Source organism: Acinetobacter sp. GRABPA_MV_2 (assembly GCF_056725885.1).
Genome location: NZ_JBWZNA010000002.1, coordinates 109424 through 130217, shown reverse-complemented (window position 1 = coordinate 130217; position 20794 = coordinate 109424). Strand labels below are relative to the sequence as shown.

The following is a 20794-nucleotide window of genomic DNA, read 5'->3' as shown; positions in this document are numbered from 1 at the left end:
TTCAAATGTTATTAAATAAACTTGCTATCGCTCCTGCGCTTATTCGTCATCGGCGTTATAGCCCTAAACCGCATGAGTTTACATCGACCTTAAATTATTTATGGTTCGATCCAGATCAATTAGTTGATATTACAAAAAATTGTTCACTTTGGTCGACGGATCATTGGAATGTATTAAAGCTATCTAAAAATGATTTTTTAAACATGTATCACGGTTCTATAAGGGATAGAGTAGAGAAAGCGATACTGCAAAATAATCACTTACATCTTCGGTCAGACTGGCAAATTCGTGTCTTGGCTTTGCCTCGTTGTTTGGGTTTTCGGTTTAATTCGGTCGTATTTTATTTTGTTTTAAATAAAGCTGGAAAACCGTTATTTATTCTGAGTGAAATCACCAACACCCCATGGAATGAACGAAAAGTCTATACACATGACTGTATAAAACAACAAGGGCAGGTGGGTGATTATCAGAGTTTTGATTTTAACTTTGAAAAATCATTTCATGTTTCGCCGTTCATGCCCATGCAGTTGATTTACCTTTGGCGATTTAGTTTTTCAGATCAGCAGAATGTCATTCACATGCAGCTTTTTGAAGAGCAAAAAAAAGTCTTTGATGCCACTATGCGTTTTGAGCTTGTGCCCATCACATTTCCTTCACAGCAATATCGATATGCTCTTATAAACAGCCTAGCGCCTTTTAAAATGTTGTTTTCAATATATTTAGAGGCATTTAAGTTGTGGCGAAAAAAAGTTCCATTTTATCGTCATCCTAAAAAGATCAAGGTAGATAAGACATGATAAAAACATTTCTTTATGGTGAAGATGACTCACTACCGTTACTGCTCAAGAGTCTTCTCAAACTACGTCATGGACAGATCACTTTTCAGGGCGCGTGGAATGGGACGGTCGGTGAAGTTTCAGACTTACATGCTGTGATTGAAGTTCACAATCCTTTATTGATGGATCTTATTTTAAAAAATGGTGTTTTGGGAGCAGCAGAAGGCTACATTCGTGGTGACTGGAGCAGCGAGAACCTTGTCGAGTTGATTCAGATCTTGGCACGTAACCGAGCAGTATTGGACCAAATTAACCAGAATGTTATTGCTCAAGCGAGCCAGTTTTTTCTTAAAGCTTGGTATCAAAATCGAAAGAATTCTATAAGTGGTAGCCGTAAAAATATTGCCGAGCACTACGACTTAAGCAACGACTTTTTTAAATTATTTTTAGATCCGTCTTTAATGTATTCGAGCGCTGTTTTTGAAAATGAAAACATGACCCTCGAAGAAGCATCTGATTTAAAAAAAGAGATCATTTGTAAAAAGTTAGATTTAAAACCACTAGATCATTTGGTTGAAATTGGAAGTGGATGGGGGGGTTTTGCAATTTATGCAGCCCAACATTATGGCTGTAGAGTAACCACCATTACCATTTCACAAGCTCAATATGATGAAGCGGTTACTCGTGTAAATGAAGCTGGCTTGGCACATCGAATTGATGTGCAACTTAAAGACTACCGTTTGCTCGAAGGTAAATTCGATAAGCTGGTTTCAATTGAAATGGTTGAGGCGGTTGGGGCGCAATATTTATCGACATACTTTGATCAATGTAAAGCACTATTAAAACCGAAAGGGTTGGTATTTATTCAAGCCATTACTATTGAAGATTTCCGGTATAAAAAAGCATTAAATACAGTTGATTATATTAAGCGCTATATTTTCCCAGGTAGCTTTATTCCTAGTGTGAGTGTATTAACTAAAACTGCTTCTGAGAGTGGTTTAAGGTTAAAGCATTTAAATGATATTGGTTTAAGTTATGCGCAGACACTTCATCACTGGAGAGCGCGTTTTTTAGCGGCGCGGGAACAAGTATTGGCTCTAGGTTTCGATGAAAACTTCATTCGCATGTGGGATTTCTATTTATGTTATTGCGAAGGTGGTTTTAAAGAAGGCGTGATAAGCAATGTTCACTTGTTGTTTGAAAGTACCAGTTACTAAATCAAACAGCTCAAGTAAGGAGGCTGCTCATGTTTTGGAATTTACTGATTCTAGATTTAATGATCATGTTGCTGAGCTGGCTACTTGCCACTCTAAATGGCCGAGCTGGAATAGTAGATGCTGCATGGAGTTTCTGTCTGGCAGTAAACATTATTGTGTCTTCTTTACTCATTTCAGTTGCCCCGGTTGAAGTGCGTCTTTTTATCGGTATTTTTAGTGGTTTATGGTTTTTAAGATTATTTTGGCATCTGTTAAGACGTTATCAATCTGAACAAAAAGAAGATGGCCGTTACGCGAGCATGCGTAAAGCGATGGGTAAGTTTCAGCATATTGGCTTTTTATTCTTTTTTATCTTTCAAACACTTTTAGTGCTTTTGTTCTTTTTGCCGATGTGGATGCTCCTCAATGTAGAGGCAACTGAATGGAGTAGTGGATATAAAGTCGCTTTAGTAATTGCTGCTGTCATCATGGTAATTGCTTTCATTGGAGAGCAGCTCGCTGATCAGCAGTTATACCGATTTAAATTAAATCCAGATCATCATGGCAAAACGATGGATCAGGGTTTATGGCGTTATTCACGTCACCCTAATTATTTTTTTGAATGGTTACATTGGTTTGCCTACCCAATTATTGGTTTAGCAGCAGGCCAATATGTATTGTGGATTTATCCGTTACTGATGTGGCTATTTTTATATTACGTCACGGGTATTCCATTTAGTGAAAAACAAGCAATTAAAAGTCGCGGTCAAAATTATCTTGATTATCAACAAAAAACATCAATGTTTATTCCGCGAAAACCCAAAAAATAGGTGCGCATATGGATTTTATTGTTCATCAGTCTTTGAAAATTGTTGAAAGTGGTGTGATTCCAGATCATGCAATTCGAGCTGCAATTCGTGCTTTAAGTAAAAAGCGCTTAATCCAAGAAGGCCGTTATGACCCTGAACAAGGGGCGCAGCGCTACATGGATGTGCTTAATATGCTGAAGAAGAGCGAAATCGCCGTTGAAACGGATAAGGCAAATGAGCAGCACTATGAATTGCCGACCGAGTTTTTTCAGGCGGTGCTTGGAAAAAGACTCAAATATAGTGCGTGTTATTTCCCGACTAAAACCACAACTTTAGATGAGGCAGAAGAGTTGGCTCTTCAGATTTATTGTGAAAGAGCACAACTTAAAAACGGTCAACACATTTTAGAGTTAGGCTGTGGATGGGGCTCTTTAACTTTGTGGATGGCAGAAAACTATCCACGCTCACAGATTACGGCTGTTTCAAATTCTGCAACGCAGAAAAAGCATATTCTTCGGCAAGCAGAGTTGAGAGGTTTAACCAATGTTGAAGTGCTCACCTGTGATGTGAATGTACTTGAATTAGACCAAGACAAGTTTGATCGTGTTGTATCGGTCGAAATGTTTGAACACGTTCGTAATTACCAACGTCTTTTTGAAAAAATTCAGGGCTGGTTAAAAGCAGACGGCTTACTTTGGTGTCATATTTTTTGCCATCGCTTTTTACATTATCCTTTTGAAGTGAAATCAGATTATGATTGGATGTCCAAGTATTTCTTTACTGGCGGTTTAATGCCTTCGACTTCGACTTTTTTGCATTTTCAAGAGCATTTAGAGTTGGCTCAACAGTGGCAGTGGTCGGGTGAGCATTATATGAGAACGGCAAATGCTTGGCTTGATAACATGGATAACCAAGAAGTCGAACTGAAGCCACTGTTTAAAAAAATCTATGGAAAAGATGCCAATATTTGGTGGCAACGCTGGCGTATTTTCTTCATGGCTTGTGCTGAGTTATTTGGTTTTGAGCAAGGTCAAGAATGGGTCATTGGTCACTTTTTATTTAAAAAGCGATCATAGTAATTTCTATAGCCTATCCCGGCGATAAAGATATGATAAAAACTCGACATGATGGCAAAGCGAGTCATCCATTAGCCCAAATGTTCAATCGATATTACTGGTTGCAGATTGGTCTGATTGCATTATCGATCGTGGTCGGGTTGGCTTGTAGTGCTTGGGTGATTAAGGGCTCTTTACTTAAAACCGCTTTAGAACAGGAAATGGAGCATTACTGGTTACGCATAGAACGTAATCCAAATGCTGATTTACCAGATACTAAAAATTTATATGGATATCGGTGGAATACACAGGTCGCGCCTCAACCTTTTCGGGGCATGCATTTAGAGAGTGGCGTGCACAGAGTATTCGTTGATGGTAAAGAACGAATGACGGTCTATGGTGAGCGTAATGGTCAGCATGTTCTATTGGTATTTGGCGAAAGTAATGTTAATAAACTGATCTGGTTATTTGGTCTTGCTCCACTGATGTTCAGTTTATCTGTTTTATATAGCTTTTTGTGGTGGTCAAACCGAAGAGCAAGACGCTATTTTTCTCCAATTACGCGCTTAGCGAATGCTTTAGAAAATATCGATTGGGCACATCAAGACACTCAAGCATCTCCTTTTAGAGATATTAATACCAATGGCAACATGGAAGCCGAATATCTCAAACAAGCTTTAGAAAAATATCATCAGGTTTTAAGTGATTTTATTCGACGCGAAAGAGAATTTACTGGAGATGTTAGTCATGAGTTACGCACTCCACTCACCATTTTGAAAGGTAATGTTCAACTGTGTCAGGCGAAATATGGAGACGATAAATCCTTAGTCCGTCTTCACAATACAATTGAAGATATGCAGTTGCTCGTTGATACCTTACTTGCGATTGCACGTAATACGGTACAGAGCTTGCCATCTGAGAAAAATTTATTATCCAAAACAGTAAAGGATTTAGTTGAAAGTTTAGAAGTGATGAGTGTGAGTAAAGGAATACATATTAGTATTCATCCAGACTCAGCTGAACAGCCACGCTGGTTATATCCTTCTATGACTCAAATGGTTTTAAGCAATATTTTACGTAATGCGCTTAACTATTCTCAAGGTTCACAAATCGACATTATTCAACAAAAAAACAGCCTGATTATTGCAGATAACGGAATTGGAATTTCTTTACCTAACGATGTAAAGGTGCAAGAGCTCAGCGACACACAACTTTCCTTAAAGGCTAAAGGTCATGGCATTGGTTTGCAATTGGTACAAAAGCTTTGCAAGCAATTAGGATGGCGAGTGGAGCTGTTTGATCGGCAGTACTATTTAACCACTCATCCTGAACTCGATTTGGAGCCAACCACAGGCTTAATTGTCGTGGTGTATTTAAGTTAAGTCGCGGAGTCTTCCAAAGCAATTTTTAAACCGACACCTGCCACTGTATGTAATAGTTTAGGATCAAAAGGTTTATCAACCATTTTTCTTAAGTTATAAATGTGACTGCGTAACGCATCGCTTTCAGGTTCTTCGTCGCCCCATAATTCCATCATCAGTTCTTGCTTGGTCACCACTTTTGGAGACTGACGCATCAAAATTTTTAATAGTTTAAATTGAATAGGGGGTAACTCAATATTATTTCCGGCACGAACCACGGTTTGAGTTGCGCTATCAAGAATTAAGTCGTGGATTTGAATTTTATGATGAGTGACTTCACCAGCTGCTCTTTTTATTAATGCACGAATCCGCATCACTAGTTCATTAAAATCAAAAGGTTTTACCAAATAATCATCTGTGCCAGCAGTAAAACCTTTAAGTTTGTCATCTAAAGTATCTCTTGCTGTCAGCATAAGAACGGGAATATCAACGCCTTGTTCGGTGCGTAGCCAGTTGCATAGGTCATAACCCGAGCCATCAGGCAGATTTATGTCGAGCAACAAAAGATGATAATGCTGCGATTTGAGAAAAGTCCGTGCGGCATCTAAGTTACGTGCATGATCGACAACATAACCATGCACTTCAAGAAATTCGCAGACTGTTGCTGCAAGTTCAAAATGGTCCTCAACCATGAGGATAAAGTGATTACCCATGAGATTTTATTAAGCCATTAATTTAATAGTTGTTGTTTTAATTTAGCATTAAATGGTTCGCTACCAAACCAGATTTTAAAATATTGATTTGCACTCGGATTGTTCAAAGAGCCGAGTAGCTTCTGGTTTAATTTTAATTCTAGTTTTTGATTTTCATGTTGATAATAGAGACTATAGAGATCTCCACTCTTAATTGGCCTATATAGTTCATTAATATGATTAAGCGGGGATTTCGCATCAAAGCCGCTAACATTTTTCTTCAAAAAGTGGGTTGCTGCGCGTTTAAATGCCCACTCGGGAATATCTCTGTTATAGCTAAAGTCCATTTTGATGCTTTGGCTTTGCCAATTTTTTAAGCAATCTTCAGCAAAGTAACTGACATTTCCCACTTTTTTACTCGTAACCATTAAAGGCGCTGAACTGCATTTTTTCAATTCAGCCGCATTGGCTTGAGATACGATTAAGATTCCTAGAAATATCAAGATTCGACTTTTTTGAACGGCAATATCCATTTATATACTCCTCCAAATATGGGTAAAGAACGGTAGAGGCCATTCGCTGGATCCCAATAATCTTGCTGGAAAATAATTTTTTGTTGGTCATTAATCTTAATTTGACTAATTCCATAAGAAGCCATCGTTTTTGAGCGACCTAACATTTTAAAGTCATAGGTCATGTACCAATGAATATAGGCTGTATCTTGGTGATGAGTTGCACTAATGAGTTTTACGGTGACATTATTCACTCGGGCATTCATGCCTTCAAAATGCTTAATCAGATCTTTCTTTTGAGAGAACTGCGAGAGTGTATCGTTGATATAGAGCTGATCAGCGTAAAGATTGCTAGCATTATTCACAAAAGAAGGAGTACCGAGCGTATTAAATGCAGCGACAAAACGATTGCCGAGATCTAGCGCCTGTTGGTCATCTAATTCTATACCAGTAATTTTTTGTTCAGCTTTGCCATAGTCACCTGAGTAACTAGGCACACTTTTACAAGCTGTTAAACCTACCAAAGTAATCAACCCTAGGGCCGTAGTTATAATTTTCATGTCGATATCCAAGCCAACTTTATAAGATCAAATTAAAGAGCTGGTCGTGAATTTTGCGTGAATTCTTATATTTATGATTTGGATTTAATGCTGGTTTTCTTGAAGCCAATAGATCTTCACTAACTTAAAGTTTTTTATAGTAATGCTTTATTTTTTATCAAAGAAATTACAGATCTTTTTTGAAAAAGATAACGTCCATATTCATGTAATTAGATGAGTTTGTTTTTTCAAAACCAAGTTTATTTAATAAGTTGTGGGCAGGTAAATTATCTTTTTCTGAAAAAGCGATCACATGCTTAAAGTTTCGATTTTGCATGTCTTCTAGTAATTTAAGTGAAGCTTCAACAACATAGCCTTTATTTCGTTCACTTTTAATAAGTCTAAAACCTAGTTCAGCTTCTGCTTTGCCATCAACCTCACAAGTTTCAAAACCACAATAACCAATAATTTTATAGGTATCTTTTAAGACGATAGCCATTTTGCCAAAATTATGATTTTTATAGTGCTCCAAAATTTCTAAAAAACGATCAGTTGCTGCCTCAGTTGATAAGGCACCATGAGGTGAAAAAGCCATAAAATCTTTGTCTTGAAACATCTCCAACATAATAGGTAAGTTTTCTTCAAGGAATGGCCGTAAAATTAAACGTTCTGTTTCTAACATAGAGTTCTTATTAAATAGTTTAAAAAATTATAGCTTATAAGATGAATAATAATTCAATAAAGAAAGCAATTTTATTCTAGCTGCGCTTTACCCATAAGAGATATAGATAAGTTTTGCATAAATAGAAGGATTCAATAATGAAAACAATCGGCTTATTAGGCGGAATGAGTTGGGAATCTACAGCGCTTTATTATCAACAAATCAATAAAATGGTTCACGGTAAATTAGGAAAATTGCATTCTGCTAAAGTGATTATTAATAGTGTTGATTTTGAAGAAATAGCAGCCTTACAAGCGAAAGGTTTATGGCAAGAAGCTGGCGCATATTTAGCTGAGCAGGCGCTAAATTTAGAAAAAGCAGGGGCAGATTGTATTTTGGTGTGTACGAACACTATGCATAAAGTTGCTGCACAGATTGAAGATTCATTTACCGTTCCTTTCTTACACATTGCCGATGCAACAGCAAAAGAAATTTTGAGTCAAAACATTGGTAAAGTTGCACTGTTAGGGACAGCTTTTACAATGGAGCAAGATTTTTATAAAGCTCGATTGCAGGATTATGGAATTGATGTCGTTATTCCAAATGAAGCCGACCGAAAAATAGTCCATAGCATCATTTATGAAGAACTTTGTTTAGGTGTGATTAATCCTGATTCACAGCAAAAGTACATTGCTATTGTAGAGAGGCTCATTGCTGAAGGGGCTCAAGGAATTATCTTAGGTTGTACCGAAATTTGTATGTTAATTGGCGAGCTTAAATTCTCGGTTCCTTTATTTGATACCACCACTATTCACGCAAAAGAGGCGGTAAGTTTTAGCTTAACTTGAGAAAATAAACTAATTAAATGAGAATGAATAAATTATTAGAATTTAATTTAGAAATGGAGGATAACTTTTGAAATTTAGATCAAAAATTGATTGGTGGCTTTTATTAATATTTGTTGTGATCACTGCCAATATCGTTATGAAAATTTATGAAGCAAATTATCATTATTCTTTAGCTTCAAATTTTCCGTACCTTGTCATTTATAGTTTAGTCATTCTGGTTATTTGGCTTCCAGTCTTTAACACGTATTACGTAATAGAAAACAACACTTTAATTATTACGAGTTTAGTGTTTCGATGGAAAATTAATATTAATGATATTACTCGCATAGAACCTACTCATAATCCACTTTCCTCTCCAGCATTATCGCTAGATCGGCTTAAAATTTATTATATGAAAGATAGCAGAGTGGCTACAGTAATGATCTCGCCAAAAGATAAAGAGGGTTTCTTAAATATGCTACGCAATAATCCTAACGCTAAGTATTAATGTGTGGTTGATAAATAGAGTCTTTTAAATGTCTAGAAAACACTAGTTATGTATTAAAATTTTGAAAATATAGACGGTAATCCTTAGTTTGGTTAAATAAATAAACTATAAGTCTCTCTTCTAAAGCATTACCCTGTGCTTATTGCGAAAAAATAAGAAATGGAGATAAAAGATGCTTACACGTTTTTTAATGCCAATTTTAGGCACTACAGTTGTAGTTCTTGTTGCAGGATGTGCTTCATCCTCTCAATATCCAATTATCGATAGTTATGGGCCAGAACCAAAACTTCCTGAACCAAAAACAAGCTTATTACCGACCGTTAATATAGCCCCAGCAGAAGGTTGGCCAAATGGCGCTATGCCAACTCCAGCAGAAGGTTTAAAGGTCAAAGCATTTGCTAAAGGACTTGAACACCCTCGCTGGCTTTATGTATTACCAAATGGCGATGTATTAGTTGCTGAAACAGATGCACCGCCTAAACCCGAAGACAGCAAAGGTATTAAAGGTAAAATCATGTCTTTTGTGATGAGACGTGCAGGCTCATCTCATCCAAGTGCAAACCGTATTAGCTTACTTCGTGATACTAATGGAGACGGAGTTGCTGACCAGAAAACGGTATTTCTTCAAAATTTAAATTCTCCATTTGGTATGGCATTGGTCGGTAATAACTTATATATCGCTAATACGGATGCACTGGTGCGTTTCCCTTACCAAGAAGGGGAAACTCAAATTACAGCCAGTGGAACTAAAGTATTGGACTTACCGGGTGGTCCTTTAAATCACCATTGGACCAAAAATGTGATTGCTAACCCAGCTGGAACCAAGCTGTACATTACCGTTGGTTCTAATAGTAATGTTGCTGAAAATGGTTTAGATCAAGAAAAAGGTCGAGCACAAATTACAGAGTTTGATATTGCAAGTGGTCAGTCACGCCCATTTGCAACCGGCCTACGTAATCCAAATGGTATGGCTTGGCAGCCTCAAAGTGGAAAACTTTGGACGGTGGTTAATGAACGTGATGAAATTGGGAGTGACTTAGTACCCGATTATATGACATCGGTTCAAGACGGCGCTTTTTATGGCTGGCCTTACAGCTATTATGGTCAACATGTTGATGTGCGAGTAAAACCACAAAATCCGGAAATGGTTGCTCGTGCAATTAAACCCGACTATGCGCTAGGTAACCATACTGCCTCATTAGGTCTTACATTTTATACAGCCGAACTCATGCCGCAATTTAGAGGAGGGGCATTGATCGGTCAGCATGGTTCTTGGAACCGTAAGCCTCACAGTGGTTATAAAGTCATTTTTGTACCATTTAGAAGTGGACAGCCCTCAGGTCCACCGCAAGATATTTTGACTGGGTTCCTTAGCGATAAAGGCAAAGCATATGGTCGTCCTGTGGGTGTAGCAATTGATTTCTCAGGTGCTGTGTTGGTTGCAGATGATGTCGGCAATACGATCTGGCGTGTTTCACCAGTTGCTGAGACGACTTATGAGAGTCCAACCCAGCAATCCATTAGTAGTTCAGTGACTCAACCTTAAAAAGGTTGGACAAAATAGGTTTATTTTATGCAAATATTACGGTTATCTGATTATCCTCAATACAAAGAAATGGTTGCACAGTGGTTTTCTAAAAAATGGCAAATCCCTGTGGAAGCCTATCTTGATAGTATCCAGATTTCAATTGAACAAAAGCATGCTATTCCACAGTGGTACATTGTTTTAAATGAAAATAAGCATTTAATTGCTGGAGCGGGAGTCATTGATAATGACTTCCATGAGCGTAAAGATTTAACACCAAACTTATGTGCTTTATTTGTAGAAGAGAACTATCGAAATCAAAATATTGCAAAACAAATTTTAGATTTTGTACGTAAAGACTTGAGTAATCATGGCATCCAAACACTTTATTTAATAACAGACCATACCGAATTTTATGAAAAATGTGGTTGGCAGTTTTTAACGTCGGTAAAGGATGAGGAAGGCGAGATGGTACGTATGTAGCAGATACTTTTTAATAGAATTTAAAAAGCATCTATAAAAAATAGCCTCAATAGAGGCTGTTTTTTAATCCTTATTTACTTTTAAAGTTTTTAAAAATCAGAAGAAGGGCAACAAGCGATAGTAAGATAATAAAACAAATATAACTATTGGCTGTATGCATGAGTCCAACTTTTCCAACAAAATAACCAGCTAAAATTGCAGGAATACTAAATGCCAAGTAACTTTCAACAAAAAATGCAGCCATAAGACCTGCACGTTCTTCTGGTAAAGCTAGAGGCATTACTGTGCGGATTGCGCCCATAAAAGCTGTACCAAAACCAACTCCGGTAATAATAGAACCGAGAAATAAAACTACTGCACTTGTAAGATTAATTGCTAAAAATAAAACAGTTGAACCAATAGCAATTGAAAGAGTACCTGTTAATAAAATACGGTAATTTGTCGACTTCCTAAGCGTTAATATACCAGCTGCACCTGAGAGTGCTAGCGCCATGAAGGTGATTCCGTTTAACCACGCTGAAGATGTCTCGAAAATTTTTGCCAGTAAAGAGGGCATGAGTGATAAGAAGAAACCACTGACCATCCAAAGAGCAATATTAATCGGACTAATACTCAATAAAGCACTTTTTGTTTGTGGCGGAATAGCCATATTAGGTTTTAAAGAGGCAAGTGCACCCGATCTTTTCTGGGCTGTCTCTGGAGTAAAAAAACTTAAAATGAGTTCACAAATAAGAAGAAGACACAAGAATTCAAAAACAAGCTGTAATGGTTGGGCAGAGAATTGCAAAATAGAACAAGTTAGAAATATACCAACAGCCATGCCGACCATTGGTGCGATACTATTAATAAGCGAACCCTGAAGCTTACTAAAATCTAAAATTGCTGCACCTATAGCCGAGACAGCAAGCCCTGTAGCAATTCCTTGTAAGCCCCGTGCAATAAATAACATCGAAACATCTGAAGCAAATAAGAAAAAGCTCATCGAAATAATTTGCAGAAAAATGGCTGCAATAATGACAGGACGGCGTCCAATATAGTCAGATAAAGAACCAATAATCAGTAATGAACCCAGCAGAGTAAAAGCATAAGTTGCAAAAATTAAAGTCAAAGTGACAGGTGAAAATTGCCAAAGCTGTTGGTATAGACGATAAAGTGGAGTCGGTGCACTAGACGCCGCCATAAAAGTCATGAGCGTGATTGTATTGAGTGTCAATGCACTTGCACTATCTAACTGAAAAACTGATCCAGACCGTTTTGAACTTGAATTGTTCATATAAGATGAATAACATAAAAGCGAATATTTAGCTTTTATACATTATTTTTACACTAAAGCAAATCCTTAGCTTTAGTGTATTTTGTATATAGATATAAATATTTATAAATTTTTTGATCCCTTTACAGAGTTTATAAATGGCAAAAGTTGTTACTGGCTTACGTCCTGGTGGTCGTAGTGAAAGAATTCAAACTGCGGTGCATCAAGCGGTAAAAGAGCTTCAAAAAACCTTTGAACAGAGCCAAATTACTATACCGATGATTGCTCATGAGGCAGGAGTAACACCTTCAACAATTTACCGCCGTTGGGGGGATATTAATCAGCTATTTTCAGATGTAGCCCTAAATGAACTTAAACCTGATATGGAACCAAAAGATTTAGGTTCATTTCAGCTGGATATCACTGCATGGATTGAACAATATTTTGAAGAGTATTCTTCTGAAGTAGGGCAAACATTACTACGAGATGTACTATATACAACTGATTCTTCAAATGCTCGAAAATGTGAAACTCTAATTATGCAGCAACTCGATATTATTCAAGAAAGAGCTAAATCGCGTAATGAACCCACTATAAATAATGAAGAAATTATCGAGGCTGTTATTGCACCTATGCTATTTCGAATTTTATTCACTGATCGAGCTTTAAACCTAGACTATGTTCATACTTTATTAGCACAGTTATTTAAAGCACATTCTGATTTTATTTAATAGAAAACAGCATGTGAATCTAACTGTTTTTTAAAATAGTTAAAATCTTATGTTGATTATAAAATCATATATCAATTTTACTTATTATTTTTAAATTAAATCCTCATAATTTATAATTTATATGTTTTTTGTAAAATCATTTATTTAATAAATGATGGTCCTCTAAGGCACAATTAAGTATCTATAGCTGTTTTTGTGCATAATTTTAATTAAAATATTTAATTTAAATAATGACTTATGGATAATTTTTGTTGGATTCTTAATTTAAAAAAGGGGCGGATAAGCATGATATTTATATGATTTATTACATGATTGTTGAATTTTACATTTTTTAAATTTATAACACAGCCTGTTTTTTATTCTTTACAATGGCTTTTCCTTGATAAGGCGGCTTGTGGTGCGCGCTTTATATTTTATTTTTTTATCCCCATCGAAAAGGTATTTAGATAATGGATTTCAATACCCTTGACCAAGAAACGGTACAGAAAAAGCAGAAGTTTCACCAAATTTTGTATGTACAGGTCATCTTTGCAATTATTTTGGGCATTTTAATTGGTCATTTTTACCCAGAACTTGGCGAAAGTTTAAAACCGCTTGGTGATGCATTCATCAAGATCGTTAAAATGATTATTGCCCCCGTCATCTTTTTAACTGTTGTTACAGGCATTGCCAGTATGACAAACATGAGCCGAGTTGGCCGTGTAACTGGTAAAGCTATGCTTTATTTTCTTACCTTCTCAAGTTTGGCGCTTGTGGTTGGTATGGTTGTGGCAAATATTATTCAACCGGGTAAAGGTCTCAATATTGATCCAGCTACTTTAGTCAACGATAAAGTCAATACTTACGTTGAAAAAGCGCATGCGACAAATATTACCGACTTTTTTATGAATATTATCCCGCAAACGTTAGTCAGCCCTCTGGCTGGTGGCGAGATTTTGCAGGTTCTATTTGTAGCGGTGTTATTCGGTATTTCGTTAGCTGCATTGGGCGACCGTGCACGTCCGATTACTGATTTCTTAAATAACTTAACAGCGCCTGTTTTCTACCTTGTTGGTATGTTAATGAAGCTTGCTCCAATTGGTGCTTTTGGTGCAATGGCTTTTACTATTGGTGCATATGGAATCGAATCGATTGGTAATTTATTACTGTTAATTATGACGTTCTATATTACGGCGGTGTTATTTGTCATAGTGATCTTAGGGGCGGTAGCTCGTTATAACGGCTTCTCAATTATTCACTTAATTCGCTATATCAAAGATGAACTTTGGTTAGTTTTAGGGACCAGTTCTTCTGAAGCAGCTTTACCATCTTTAATGGATAAAATGCAAAAAGCTGGTTGTGAAAAATCGGTGGTAGGTTTAGTTATTCCAACAGGTTATTCATTTAACCTTGATGGTACAAATATTTACATGACTATGGCGGCTTTGTTTATTGCACAAGCATGTAATGTAGACTTATCAATTACTGAGCAAATTGCATTGCTTCTTGTTGCAATGGTAAGTTCAAAAGGTGCAGCAGGGGTGACTGGTGCAGGCTTTATTACTCTGGCTGCCACTCTATCGGTTGTACCCGCTGTTCCTGTAGCAGGTATGGCCTTAATTCTTGGTATTGACCGTTTTATGTCTGAATGTCGTGCATTAACAAATTTGGTTGGTAATGCTTGCGCAACAATTGTTGTAGCACGATGGGATAAAGCTTTAGATAAAGATCTTTTAGACAAAGCTTTAAAGAACCCTAAAGCAGAATAATCTTATAAAAAATCTGTAGCTGAGGGTAATTTGGGAGAGTAGCCCTGCTACAGATTTTTTGTTTAATTTCTAACAATATATTTTAATTAAACCAATCTAAAGTTTTGCAATATTACTTATCTTTCAAAAAAGACAATACTGTAATTAAAATCGAGTCGTAAAAAATTATGCTTTTAAGTGATCCTCAAACTCTTCACCTAATTGCATCGCTAATGAATTACCTGCTAAATCACAGGTCACTAAACCATATTCTTTTTTAAAACTAAAAGTAAAACCTTTTCCATCAGCAAGATTTTTAACTGAATACCCTAACTTTTCTAACCAAATACGAAACGCAATCAAATTTTTAGCTTTAACAACCTTTTTCACGTGAGAACTCCTTCTATCCGTGGCATTACATCTCATTTATTAATAGGGTTTTAATTAGATTTTTTAAAGGGGGAAAACTTTGTTTTATTTTGCAACTTGTAAAAAAAGTAAAATAGAGAAAGAAATATTTTTAATTTTATAAAAATATGAAGGTGTTATGTAACTAAAAAATAAGATTTTTTTAGTTAAGGTGTTGTTTGTTTGAGCATTGTTTAGAAAATATGGAATGAATAATATTTTTTAAATAAGGACGAAATTAAAATAAAGTAAATGTAAAAAATAATTACGATCAACAACCCTATGCAAAAAAGATACAGTTTTTTAAATGAAACTGTATCTTTGTATAAGAAGCTTAATTTTAAAAATTATCTTTAAGTGACCGTAGGTGAGCAAAGTCTTCAGCGCTTTCTGCACGAAGAAAAGGATTGGTTGCTAATTCGAGTTCAATGGTACTTGGTAGAGTGATTGATCCTTTATTACGTAGCTCACGGACTTCTTGAACTCGTTCAGATAAGGCGTGGTTATGTGGCTCTACCGTTAAGGCAAATTCGGCATTTGAAAGGGTGTATTCATGCGTACAATAAACTTTGGTTTGTGTTGGTAATGCTGCTAGACGGCTCAGTGAGTGATACATTTGTTCAGCCGTACCTTCAAATAATCGACCACATCCCATTGCAAACAAAGTGTCACCGCAGAATACAGCTTCTAACTCTTCAATAAAATACACAATGTGCCCTAAGGTGTGACCTGGGGTCGCAATAATCTCTACTTTTAATTCATTAAACTTTAGATGGTCATTGTGCTGTAAGGGGTGAGTAATTCCCGGAATCTTTGTGAGCTCATCACGTGGACCATAGACAGTAATATTTTGGGCAGCCGATAAATCCGCAACACCACCGATATGGTCTTTATGCCAATGAGTGAGCCAGATTTGTTTTAAAGTGAGTTGATGATTTTGACAAAATTGAGTCACAAGATCAGCTTGTGTTGGATCAACTGCAACAGCCTCTTGGGTTTCAGTGTCTTCTAAAATCCAGATATAGTTTTGGAGGGCATTTTGTACATCAATAAAATGAATTCTATAACGCATTGTTTTATCCTAAAACCAAATCCAAAGAGTAAGTAATCACTGTTTTTGATAATAACAGAAAATGGTATTAATCCACTCACTCCACCTTTTTATGAGAATGACTTATATGAAACAAAAAAGCCCCCATTTCGGGAGCTTTTTATATAAATAATTTAACGGATCTTAGAGAGCCAGTTACCTAACGTCTGTACAATCTGTACTAAGAGCAATAGGATAATCACTGTTAAAATCACAACGCTTGTATCAAAACGTTGGTAACCATAAGAAATCGCTAAATCACCAATACCACCTGCGCCAACGGCACCAGCCATTGCCGTTGCACCAATTAGGCTAATTGTTGCTGTGGTCAAGTTTAAGATGAGCGAACTGCGTGCTTCTGGCAAAATAAAGCGATAGATAATTTGCCAAGGTGTAGCACCCATAGCCTGAGCAGATTCAATAATTCCTTCATTTACTTCAAGTAATGAAGTTTCAATCAGACGTCCCATATATGGACCAACGTAAATCGTTAAAGGAACGATCGCTGCCCAAGTACCAATTGAAGTGCCTACCAATAGCTTGGTAAGAGGAATAACTGCAATAAGTAAAATAATAAATGGGAGAGAGCGTAGCGCATTTACAATTGGATTGAGCAAATGGTAAATAAATTTATTTGGTAGAATGCCTTCTGGGCGAGTTACAAGCAGAATAACACCTTGGATGAAACCCCAAATACCACCAAATAAAAGCGCAAAAAACACCATATGAAATGTTTCTTGCAATGCTGTTACAAACTGATCTATTGAAAGGGAACTGTGCCAGAAAGGTTGAGTAAGTTCAGTTAACCACTGTACGATTAAATCTCTCATACTTGATCTCCTGATTGAACTACACTCACTTCATTTTTTTCTAAAAACTCGATAGCCTGTTTAACCAACTGAGGCTCACCTAAAAGTTGCACAAACATTTGACCTATCACTGTGCCATTAATTTCAGTCATATTGGCAAACAAGATATTTAAACTAATATCAAATTGTTTAATAAGTGATTGAATTACTGGCTCTTGAGCCGAGCGGCCTAAGAATTGTAAGCAGTAGATGCTGTGATGATGCTGGTTTTCTAGTTGATTTAAAATATTAACCGGCAACTGTTGATGTAAAACAGTTTGTATGAAGTTTTTAGTTGTTGGATGTTGAGGATTGCTAAAAATATCAATGGTTGAGCCTTGCTCAATCACTTTACCAGCTTCCATAACTGCAACGTGATCACAAATGGATTCAATTACATCCATTTCATGAGTAACCATAACAATTGTAATCTTTTGTTCTTGATTAATTTTCTTTAAAAGCTCGAGAACGGATTGTGTAGTTTGTGGATCTAATGCAGATGTGGCTTCATCACATAATAAAATTTTAGGATGATTTGCCAAAGCACGAGCAATACCAACACGTTGCTTTTGACCGCCAGAAAGTTCATCTGGATAAGCATCTTTTTTATGCTTAAGATCAATAAAATCTAATAATTCATTTAAGCGCTTTTCTCGTTCTGCTTTTTTGTAATTCAGCAGGCGCATTGGCATTTCGATATTTTCAGCAACTGTTTTGGTTTGAAGTAAATTAAAATGCTGAAAAATCATACCAATATTTGCACGTTCTTGACGTAATGAACGCGCATCCAAAGCAGTGAAGTCCTTTTGATTAATGATAACCTGACCTTCATCTGGGCGTTCAAGTAAATTAATCAGGCGAATTAAGGTACTTTTACCTGCACCACTATAGCCAATGATGCCAAAAATGCTGCCCTCTGGAATCTCTAAATTGATTTGGTCGAGTGCGCGTATGGTTTGGCTTTTGAGCTGATAGTGCTTTGAAATGTTTTTAAATTGGATCATATCGTCAAAAACTATGCTGGAAAGAAAAAACAGGCAAAGAGAATTTGCCTGTTTCGCGTTTGGGGGTATTATATTACTATTTAGCTTCTGAGAGATAGCTGATTGGTTGATCTACGTCAACTTTTGTTCCACCAAAACGTTCTGTTACATATTTTTTAGCTGCTTCTGTGTGGTAAAGCTTACCAACTTTTTGCAGAACTGCATCATTTTTACGTGATTCAGCAGTTGCGAGAACGTTTACATTAAGTCTTGTGCTTTGATCAACAGGCTCATAGAAAATAGAATCTTTAAGTACGTTCAAACCACCTTCCATTGCTAAAGTGTTACCTAATGCAACGGCATCAACTTCGTCTTTAATACGTAATGCAGTTGCCATTTGGATTGGTTTGATATCAATCTTTTTGCTATTTTCGATAATATCGTTTGGACTACCTTGAGCGGGGTCAAAATTAGCTTTAAGTTTGATTAAGCCAGCACTTTGTAATAAAAGTAAAGCGCGAGCCTCGTTGGCAGCATCATTTGGGATTGCAATAGTTGCACCTTCAGGAAGCTCTTCAACTTTTTTATGTTTACTTGAATAAATGCCCATTGGCTCAAGATATGTGGTCGAAACCGCTGCAATTTTATCTTGGTTTGATTTGTTAAATGCAACAAGATAAGAATAAGATTGGAAAGCATTCAAATCTACTTCTTTATTTGCAATTGCTGTATTCATAGAAACATAGTCTGTGAAGTTTTTTACTTCTAGTTTCAGTCCAGCAGCTTGGGTTTCAGGTAAGGTTGCGATATAACGCCAAATATCAGCATCAGAGCCTGTAGAGGCAATCACAACTGTTTGTAATTGGGAGCTATCATTGTTTTGTTCTGTTTGTGGTGTACTTTCTTGTTTACCACATGCTGCCAATAATACTACTGACATACTTAAAAAAAGGCTGATCAGCTTTTTCATGTAAAAAAGTCCTGATTGAGGAGATATGGAACAATCCGTATTGATCTATATCAATATGAAAAGGGAGGAGTTGGAATTACAACTGTTTAAACTCTGTTATCTTTTTCTGGGGTTCCATAATTTGCTTGCATATTTGGGCTATGACAGAGGGTAATTGTTTATAAACAAAAACTGTTTCCCCAAACAGTTAATCCCCAAACTGTAGCCAAACGAGTGTTCATAAATTTAGAACATTAAAAACTCTCTACCGTCATAATGAGTAGAGCAAGTCGCTATGGAAATTATTAAAACAGCAGTGTTTATTGACAGTTCCAACAGTGTGCTAATGATATCAATAAAAGTGTGATTGATATAGGGGGGGCTTTTTTCTATTTATTTATATCTTTGAAAATATAATAAAATTTATGTTTTTTATAATGTGACACATTATAAAAAAGCTCCCTAAAGAGAGAGCTTTTTCATTATTTTAGTTTTATTCAGCTTTTTCACGGGCAATAGCACGGTAACCAATGTCACTGCGATATTGCATACCTGTGAAGGTCACTTGTCCACATACTTCTAATGCATTGATTTGTGCTTCAAGAACGCTGTCACCCAATGCAGTTACACAAAGAACTCGACCACCAGAAGTTACGATGTGACCATCTTCACGAGTTGCAGTGCCTGCATGGAAGATTTTAGTATCTTCTGGTGATTGTCCAATACCAGAAATTACATCACCTTTGCGTACGCTATCAGGATAGCCTTCGGCTGCAAGTACAATACCGATTGACTTACGTTCATCCCATTCAGCTTCTTTTGGTAAGTTGCCGGCAATACCAGCTTCTACCAATTCAACAAGAGATGACTTTAAGCGCATCATGATTGGCTGAGTTTCAGGATCACCAAAACGACAGTTGAACTCGATTACACGTGGTTGACCTTGTTCATCAATCATTAAGCCAGCATATAAGAAACCAGTGTAGACATGTCCGTCAGCAGCCATACCTTCAACAGTTGGACGCATGATTTCAGTCATAACACGTTCGAAAATTTCAGAAGTTACCACCGGAGCAGGAGAGTAAGCACCCATACCGCCAGTATTAGGGCCTTGGTCCCCTTCAAAAATACGCTTGTGATCTTGTGAAGTTGCCATTGGTAAAATGTTTTTACCATCAATCATACAAATGAAAGAAGCTTCTTCACCTGCGAGGAACTGTTCAATTACAACACGTGAACCAGCATCACCAAATTTGTTGCCTGCAAGCATGTCATCAATTGCAGCAAAAGCTTCTTCGTTGGTCATGGCAACGATTACACCTTTACCAGCAGCGAGACCATCTGCCTTAATTACAATTGGTGCACCATTTTTTTCAACATAAGCTTTAGCTGCATCAACTTCTGTAAATACTTCGTAAAAAGCAGTTGGAATGTTATGACGCTTTAAAAAATGTTTAGCGAATGCTTTTGAGCCTTCAAGCTGTGCTGCGTATTGAGTTGGTCCCCAAATTTTTAAACCCGCTTCACGAGCAGCATCTACTACACCATTAACTAAAGGTGCTTCTGGACCCACAATAATAAGTTCAACATTATTTTCTTTAGCAAAAGCGATAATTGCTGGGTTGTCTAAAATATCAAGCTGAACATTAACGCATTTGTCTTCAGTCGCAGTTCCCGCATTACCAGGTGCAACGAAAACTTGAGTAACTTTGGTATCTTGCGCGATTTTCCATGCTAAAGCATGTTCACGACCACCACTACCTAAAACTAAAATATTCATTTTTAATTTGTTCCTTAACTTTAATCCTTTTCATCCCCCTCTATCCATCAAGGTGGAGTTTAGCTCCATTATTGTGGAAAAC

At 36.7% G+C, this 20794-nt stretch carries 22 protein-coding genes; 11 read left to right on the top strand and 11 right to left on the bottom strand.

The window, feature by feature from the left end; all coding sequences use genetic code 11:
- The first annotated feature begins 5 nt into the window (after positions 1 to 5).
- The 5 genes from ACXM0J_RS02395 to ACXM0J_RS02375 are packed head-to-tail and all read left to right on the top strand — an operon-like array spanning position 6 to position 5218.
- On the top strand, positions 6 to 797 hold the full coding sequence (locus ACXM0J_RS02395; RefSeq protein WP_086265885.1) for a DUF1365 domain-containing protein: 792 nt from the start codon (positions 6 to 8) through the stop codon (positions 795 to 797).
- On the top strand, positions 794 to 1993 hold the full coding sequence (locus ACXM0J_RS02390; protein WP_086265886.1) for an SAM-dependent methyltransferase: 1200 nt from the start codon (positions 794 to 796) through the stop codon (positions 1991 to 1993). Before ACXM0J_RS02395 ends, ACXM0J_RS02390 begins: the two co-directional genes overlap by 4 nt.
- 29 nt (positions 1994 to 2022) lie before the next feature.
- The gene (locus ACXM0J_RS02385) at positions 2023 to 2802 is read left to right on the top strand and encodes a DUF1295 domain-containing protein (RefSeq protein ID WP_078221117.1); all 780 of its coding nucleotides are present in this window, start codon (positions 2023 to 2025) and stop codon (positions 2800 to 2802) included.
- Positions 2803 to 2810: 8 nt separating this feature from the next.
- Positions 2811 to 3857 (top strand): SAM-dependent methyltransferase, encoded by a 1047-nt coding sequence (locus tag ACXM0J_RS02380; protein WP_086265887.1) that lies wholly within the window; start codon positions 2811 to 2813, stop codon positions 3855 to 3857.
- A gap of 32 nt (positions 3858 to 3889) precedes the next feature.
- Positions 3890 to 5218 (top strand): sensor histidine kinase, encoded by a 1329-nt coding sequence (locus ACXM0J_RS02375; RefSeq protein ID WP_078221115.1) that lies wholly within the window; start codon positions 3890 to 3892, stop codon positions 5216 to 5218.
- On the opposite strand, the gene ACXM0J_RS02370 is transcribed toward ACXM0J_RS02375, so the two are convergent.
- The 4 genes from ACXM0J_RS02370 to ACXM0J_RS02355 form a co-directional block, all read right to left on the bottom strand.
- Positions 5215 to 5910: a response regulator transcription factor gene (locus ACXM0J_RS02370; protein WP_000526530.1), complete on the bottom strand. Its 696-nt coding sequence runs from the start codon at positions 5908 to 5910 to the stop codon at positions 5215 to 5217. The genes ACXM0J_RS02375 and ACXM0J_RS02370 overlap by 4 nt on opposite strands.
- Before the next feature lie 17 nt (positions 5911 to 5927).
- Positions 5928 to 6422 (bottom strand): chalcone isomerase family protein, encoded by a 495-nt coding sequence (locus ACXM0J_RS02365; protein WP_086265888.1) that lies wholly within the window; start codon positions 6420 to 6422, stop codon positions 5928 to 5930.
- Entirely contained in the window at positions 6389 to 6961 is a 573-nt protein-coding gene (locus ACXM0J_RS02360; protein ID WP_213034450.1) for a nuclear transport factor 2 family protein, read from the bottom strand. Before ACXM0J_RS02360 ends, ACXM0J_RS02365 begins: the two co-directional genes overlap by 34 nt.
- A 166-nt stretch (positions 6962 to 7127) precedes the next feature.
- Positions 7128 to 7622 carry a GNAT family N-acetyltransferase gene (locus tag ACXM0J_RS02355; RefSeq protein ID WP_086265889.1) on the bottom strand — a complete coding sequence of 165 codons (495 nt, stop codon included), beginning with the start codon at positions 7620 to 7622 and terminating at the stop codon, positions 7128 to 7130.
- Between the two features lie 137 nt (positions 7623 to 7759).
- On the opposite strand from ACXM0J_RS02355, the gene ACXM0J_RS02350 reads away from it, so the two are divergent.
- From ACXM0J_RS02350 to ACXM0J_RS02335, 4 genes are all read left to right on the top strand, one after another.
- Positions 7760 to 8449, top strand: coding sequence for an aspartate/glutamate racemase family protein (locus tag ACXM0J_RS02350; RefSeq protein WP_479750195.1), 690 nt, complete (start codon positions 7760 to 7762; stop codon positions 8447 to 8449).
- Between the two features lie 67 nt (positions 8450 to 8516).
- Positions 8517 to 8936, top strand: a complete 420-nt coding sequence (locus tag ACXM0J_RS02345; RefSeq protein WP_086265891.1) for a PH domain-containing protein — start codon at positions 8517 to 8519, stop codon at positions 8934 to 8936.
- A 172-nt stretch (positions 8937 to 9108) separates the two neighbouring features.
- The gene (locus ACXM0J_RS02340; RefSeq protein WP_086265892.1) at positions 9109 to 10482 is read left to right on the top strand and encodes a PQQ-dependent sugar dehydrogenase; all 1374 of its coding nucleotides are present in this window, start codon (positions 9109 to 9111) and stop codon (positions 10480 to 10482) included.
- A 27-nt stretch (positions 10483 to 10509) separates the two neighbouring features.
- Positions 10510 to 10944, top strand: coding sequence for a GNAT family N-acetyltransferase (locus ACXM0J_RS02335; RefSeq protein ID WP_086265893.1), 435 nt, complete (start codon positions 10510 to 10512; stop codon positions 10942 to 10944).
- A gap of 70 nt (positions 10945 to 11014) precedes the next feature.
- On the opposite strand, the gene ACXM0J_RS02330 is transcribed toward ACXM0J_RS02335, so the two are convergent.
- Complete coding sequence (locus tag ACXM0J_RS02330; protein ID WP_213034451.1) at positions 11015 to 12217, bottom strand: MFS transporter; 1203 nt, start codon at positions 12215 to 12217, stop codon at positions 11015 to 11017.
- Between the two features lie 137 nt (positions 12218 to 12354).
- On the opposite strand from ACXM0J_RS02330, the gene ACXM0J_RS02325 reads away from it, so the two are divergent.
- On the top strand, positions 12355 to 12927 hold the full coding sequence (locus ACXM0J_RS02325; RefSeq protein ID WP_086265894.1) for a TetR/AcrR family transcriptional regulator: 573 nt from the start codon (positions 12355 to 12357) through the stop codon (positions 12925 to 12927).
- A gap of 449 nt (positions 12928 to 13376) precedes the next feature.
- A complete protein-coding gene (locus tag ACXM0J_RS02320; protein ID WP_086265895.1) occupies positions 13377 to 14675 on the top strand; it encodes a dicarboxylate/amino acid:cation symporter in 1299 nt (432 codons plus the stop codon).
- A gap of 165 nt (positions 14676 to 14840) precedes the next feature.
- On the opposite strand, the gene ACXM0J_RS02315 is transcribed toward ACXM0J_RS02320, so the two are convergent.
- The 6 genes from ACXM0J_RS02315 to purD form a co-directional block, all read right to left on the bottom strand.
- Complete coding sequence (locus tag ACXM0J_RS02315) at positions 14841 to 15044, bottom strand: hypothetical protein (protein ID WP_002119766.1); 204 nt, start codon at positions 15042 to 15044, stop codon at positions 14841 to 14843.
- 358 nt (positions 15045 to 15402) lie between these two features.
- A complete protein-coding gene (gene gloB / locus ACXM0J_RS02310; RefSeq protein WP_086265896.1) occupies positions 15403 to 16134 on the bottom strand; it encodes a hydroxyacylglutathione hydrolase in 732 nt (243 codons plus the stop codon).
- A 152-nt stretch (positions 16135 to 16286) separates the two neighbouring features.
- Positions 16287 to 16982, bottom strand: coding sequence for a methionine ABC transporter permease (locus ACXM0J_RS02305; RefSeq protein ID WP_086265897.1), 696 nt, complete (start codon positions 16980 to 16982; stop codon positions 16287 to 16289).
- Positions 16979 to 18004, bottom strand: coding sequence for a methionine ABC transporter ATP-binding protein (locus tag ACXM0J_RS02300; protein ID WP_086265898.1), 1026 nt, complete (start codon positions 18002 to 18004; stop codon positions 16979 to 16981). Before ACXM0J_RS02300 ends, ACXM0J_RS02305 begins: the two co-directional genes overlap by 4 nt.
- A gap of 76 nt (positions 18005 to 18080) precedes the next feature.
- Positions 18081 to 18953 carry a MetQ/NlpA family ABC transporter substrate-binding protein gene (locus ACXM0J_RS02295; RefSeq protein WP_086265899.1) on the bottom strand — a complete coding sequence of 291 codons (873 nt, stop codon included), beginning with the start codon at positions 18951 to 18953 and terminating at the stop codon, positions 18081 to 18083.
- A 472-nt stretch (positions 18954 to 19425) separates the two neighbouring features.
- Entirely contained in the window at positions 19426 to 20712 is a 1287-nt protein-coding gene (gene purD, locus ACXM0J_RS02290; protein WP_005073571.1) for a phosphoribosylamine--glycine ligase, read from the bottom strand.
- Between the last annotated feature and the right edge of the window lie 82 nt (positions 20713 to 20794).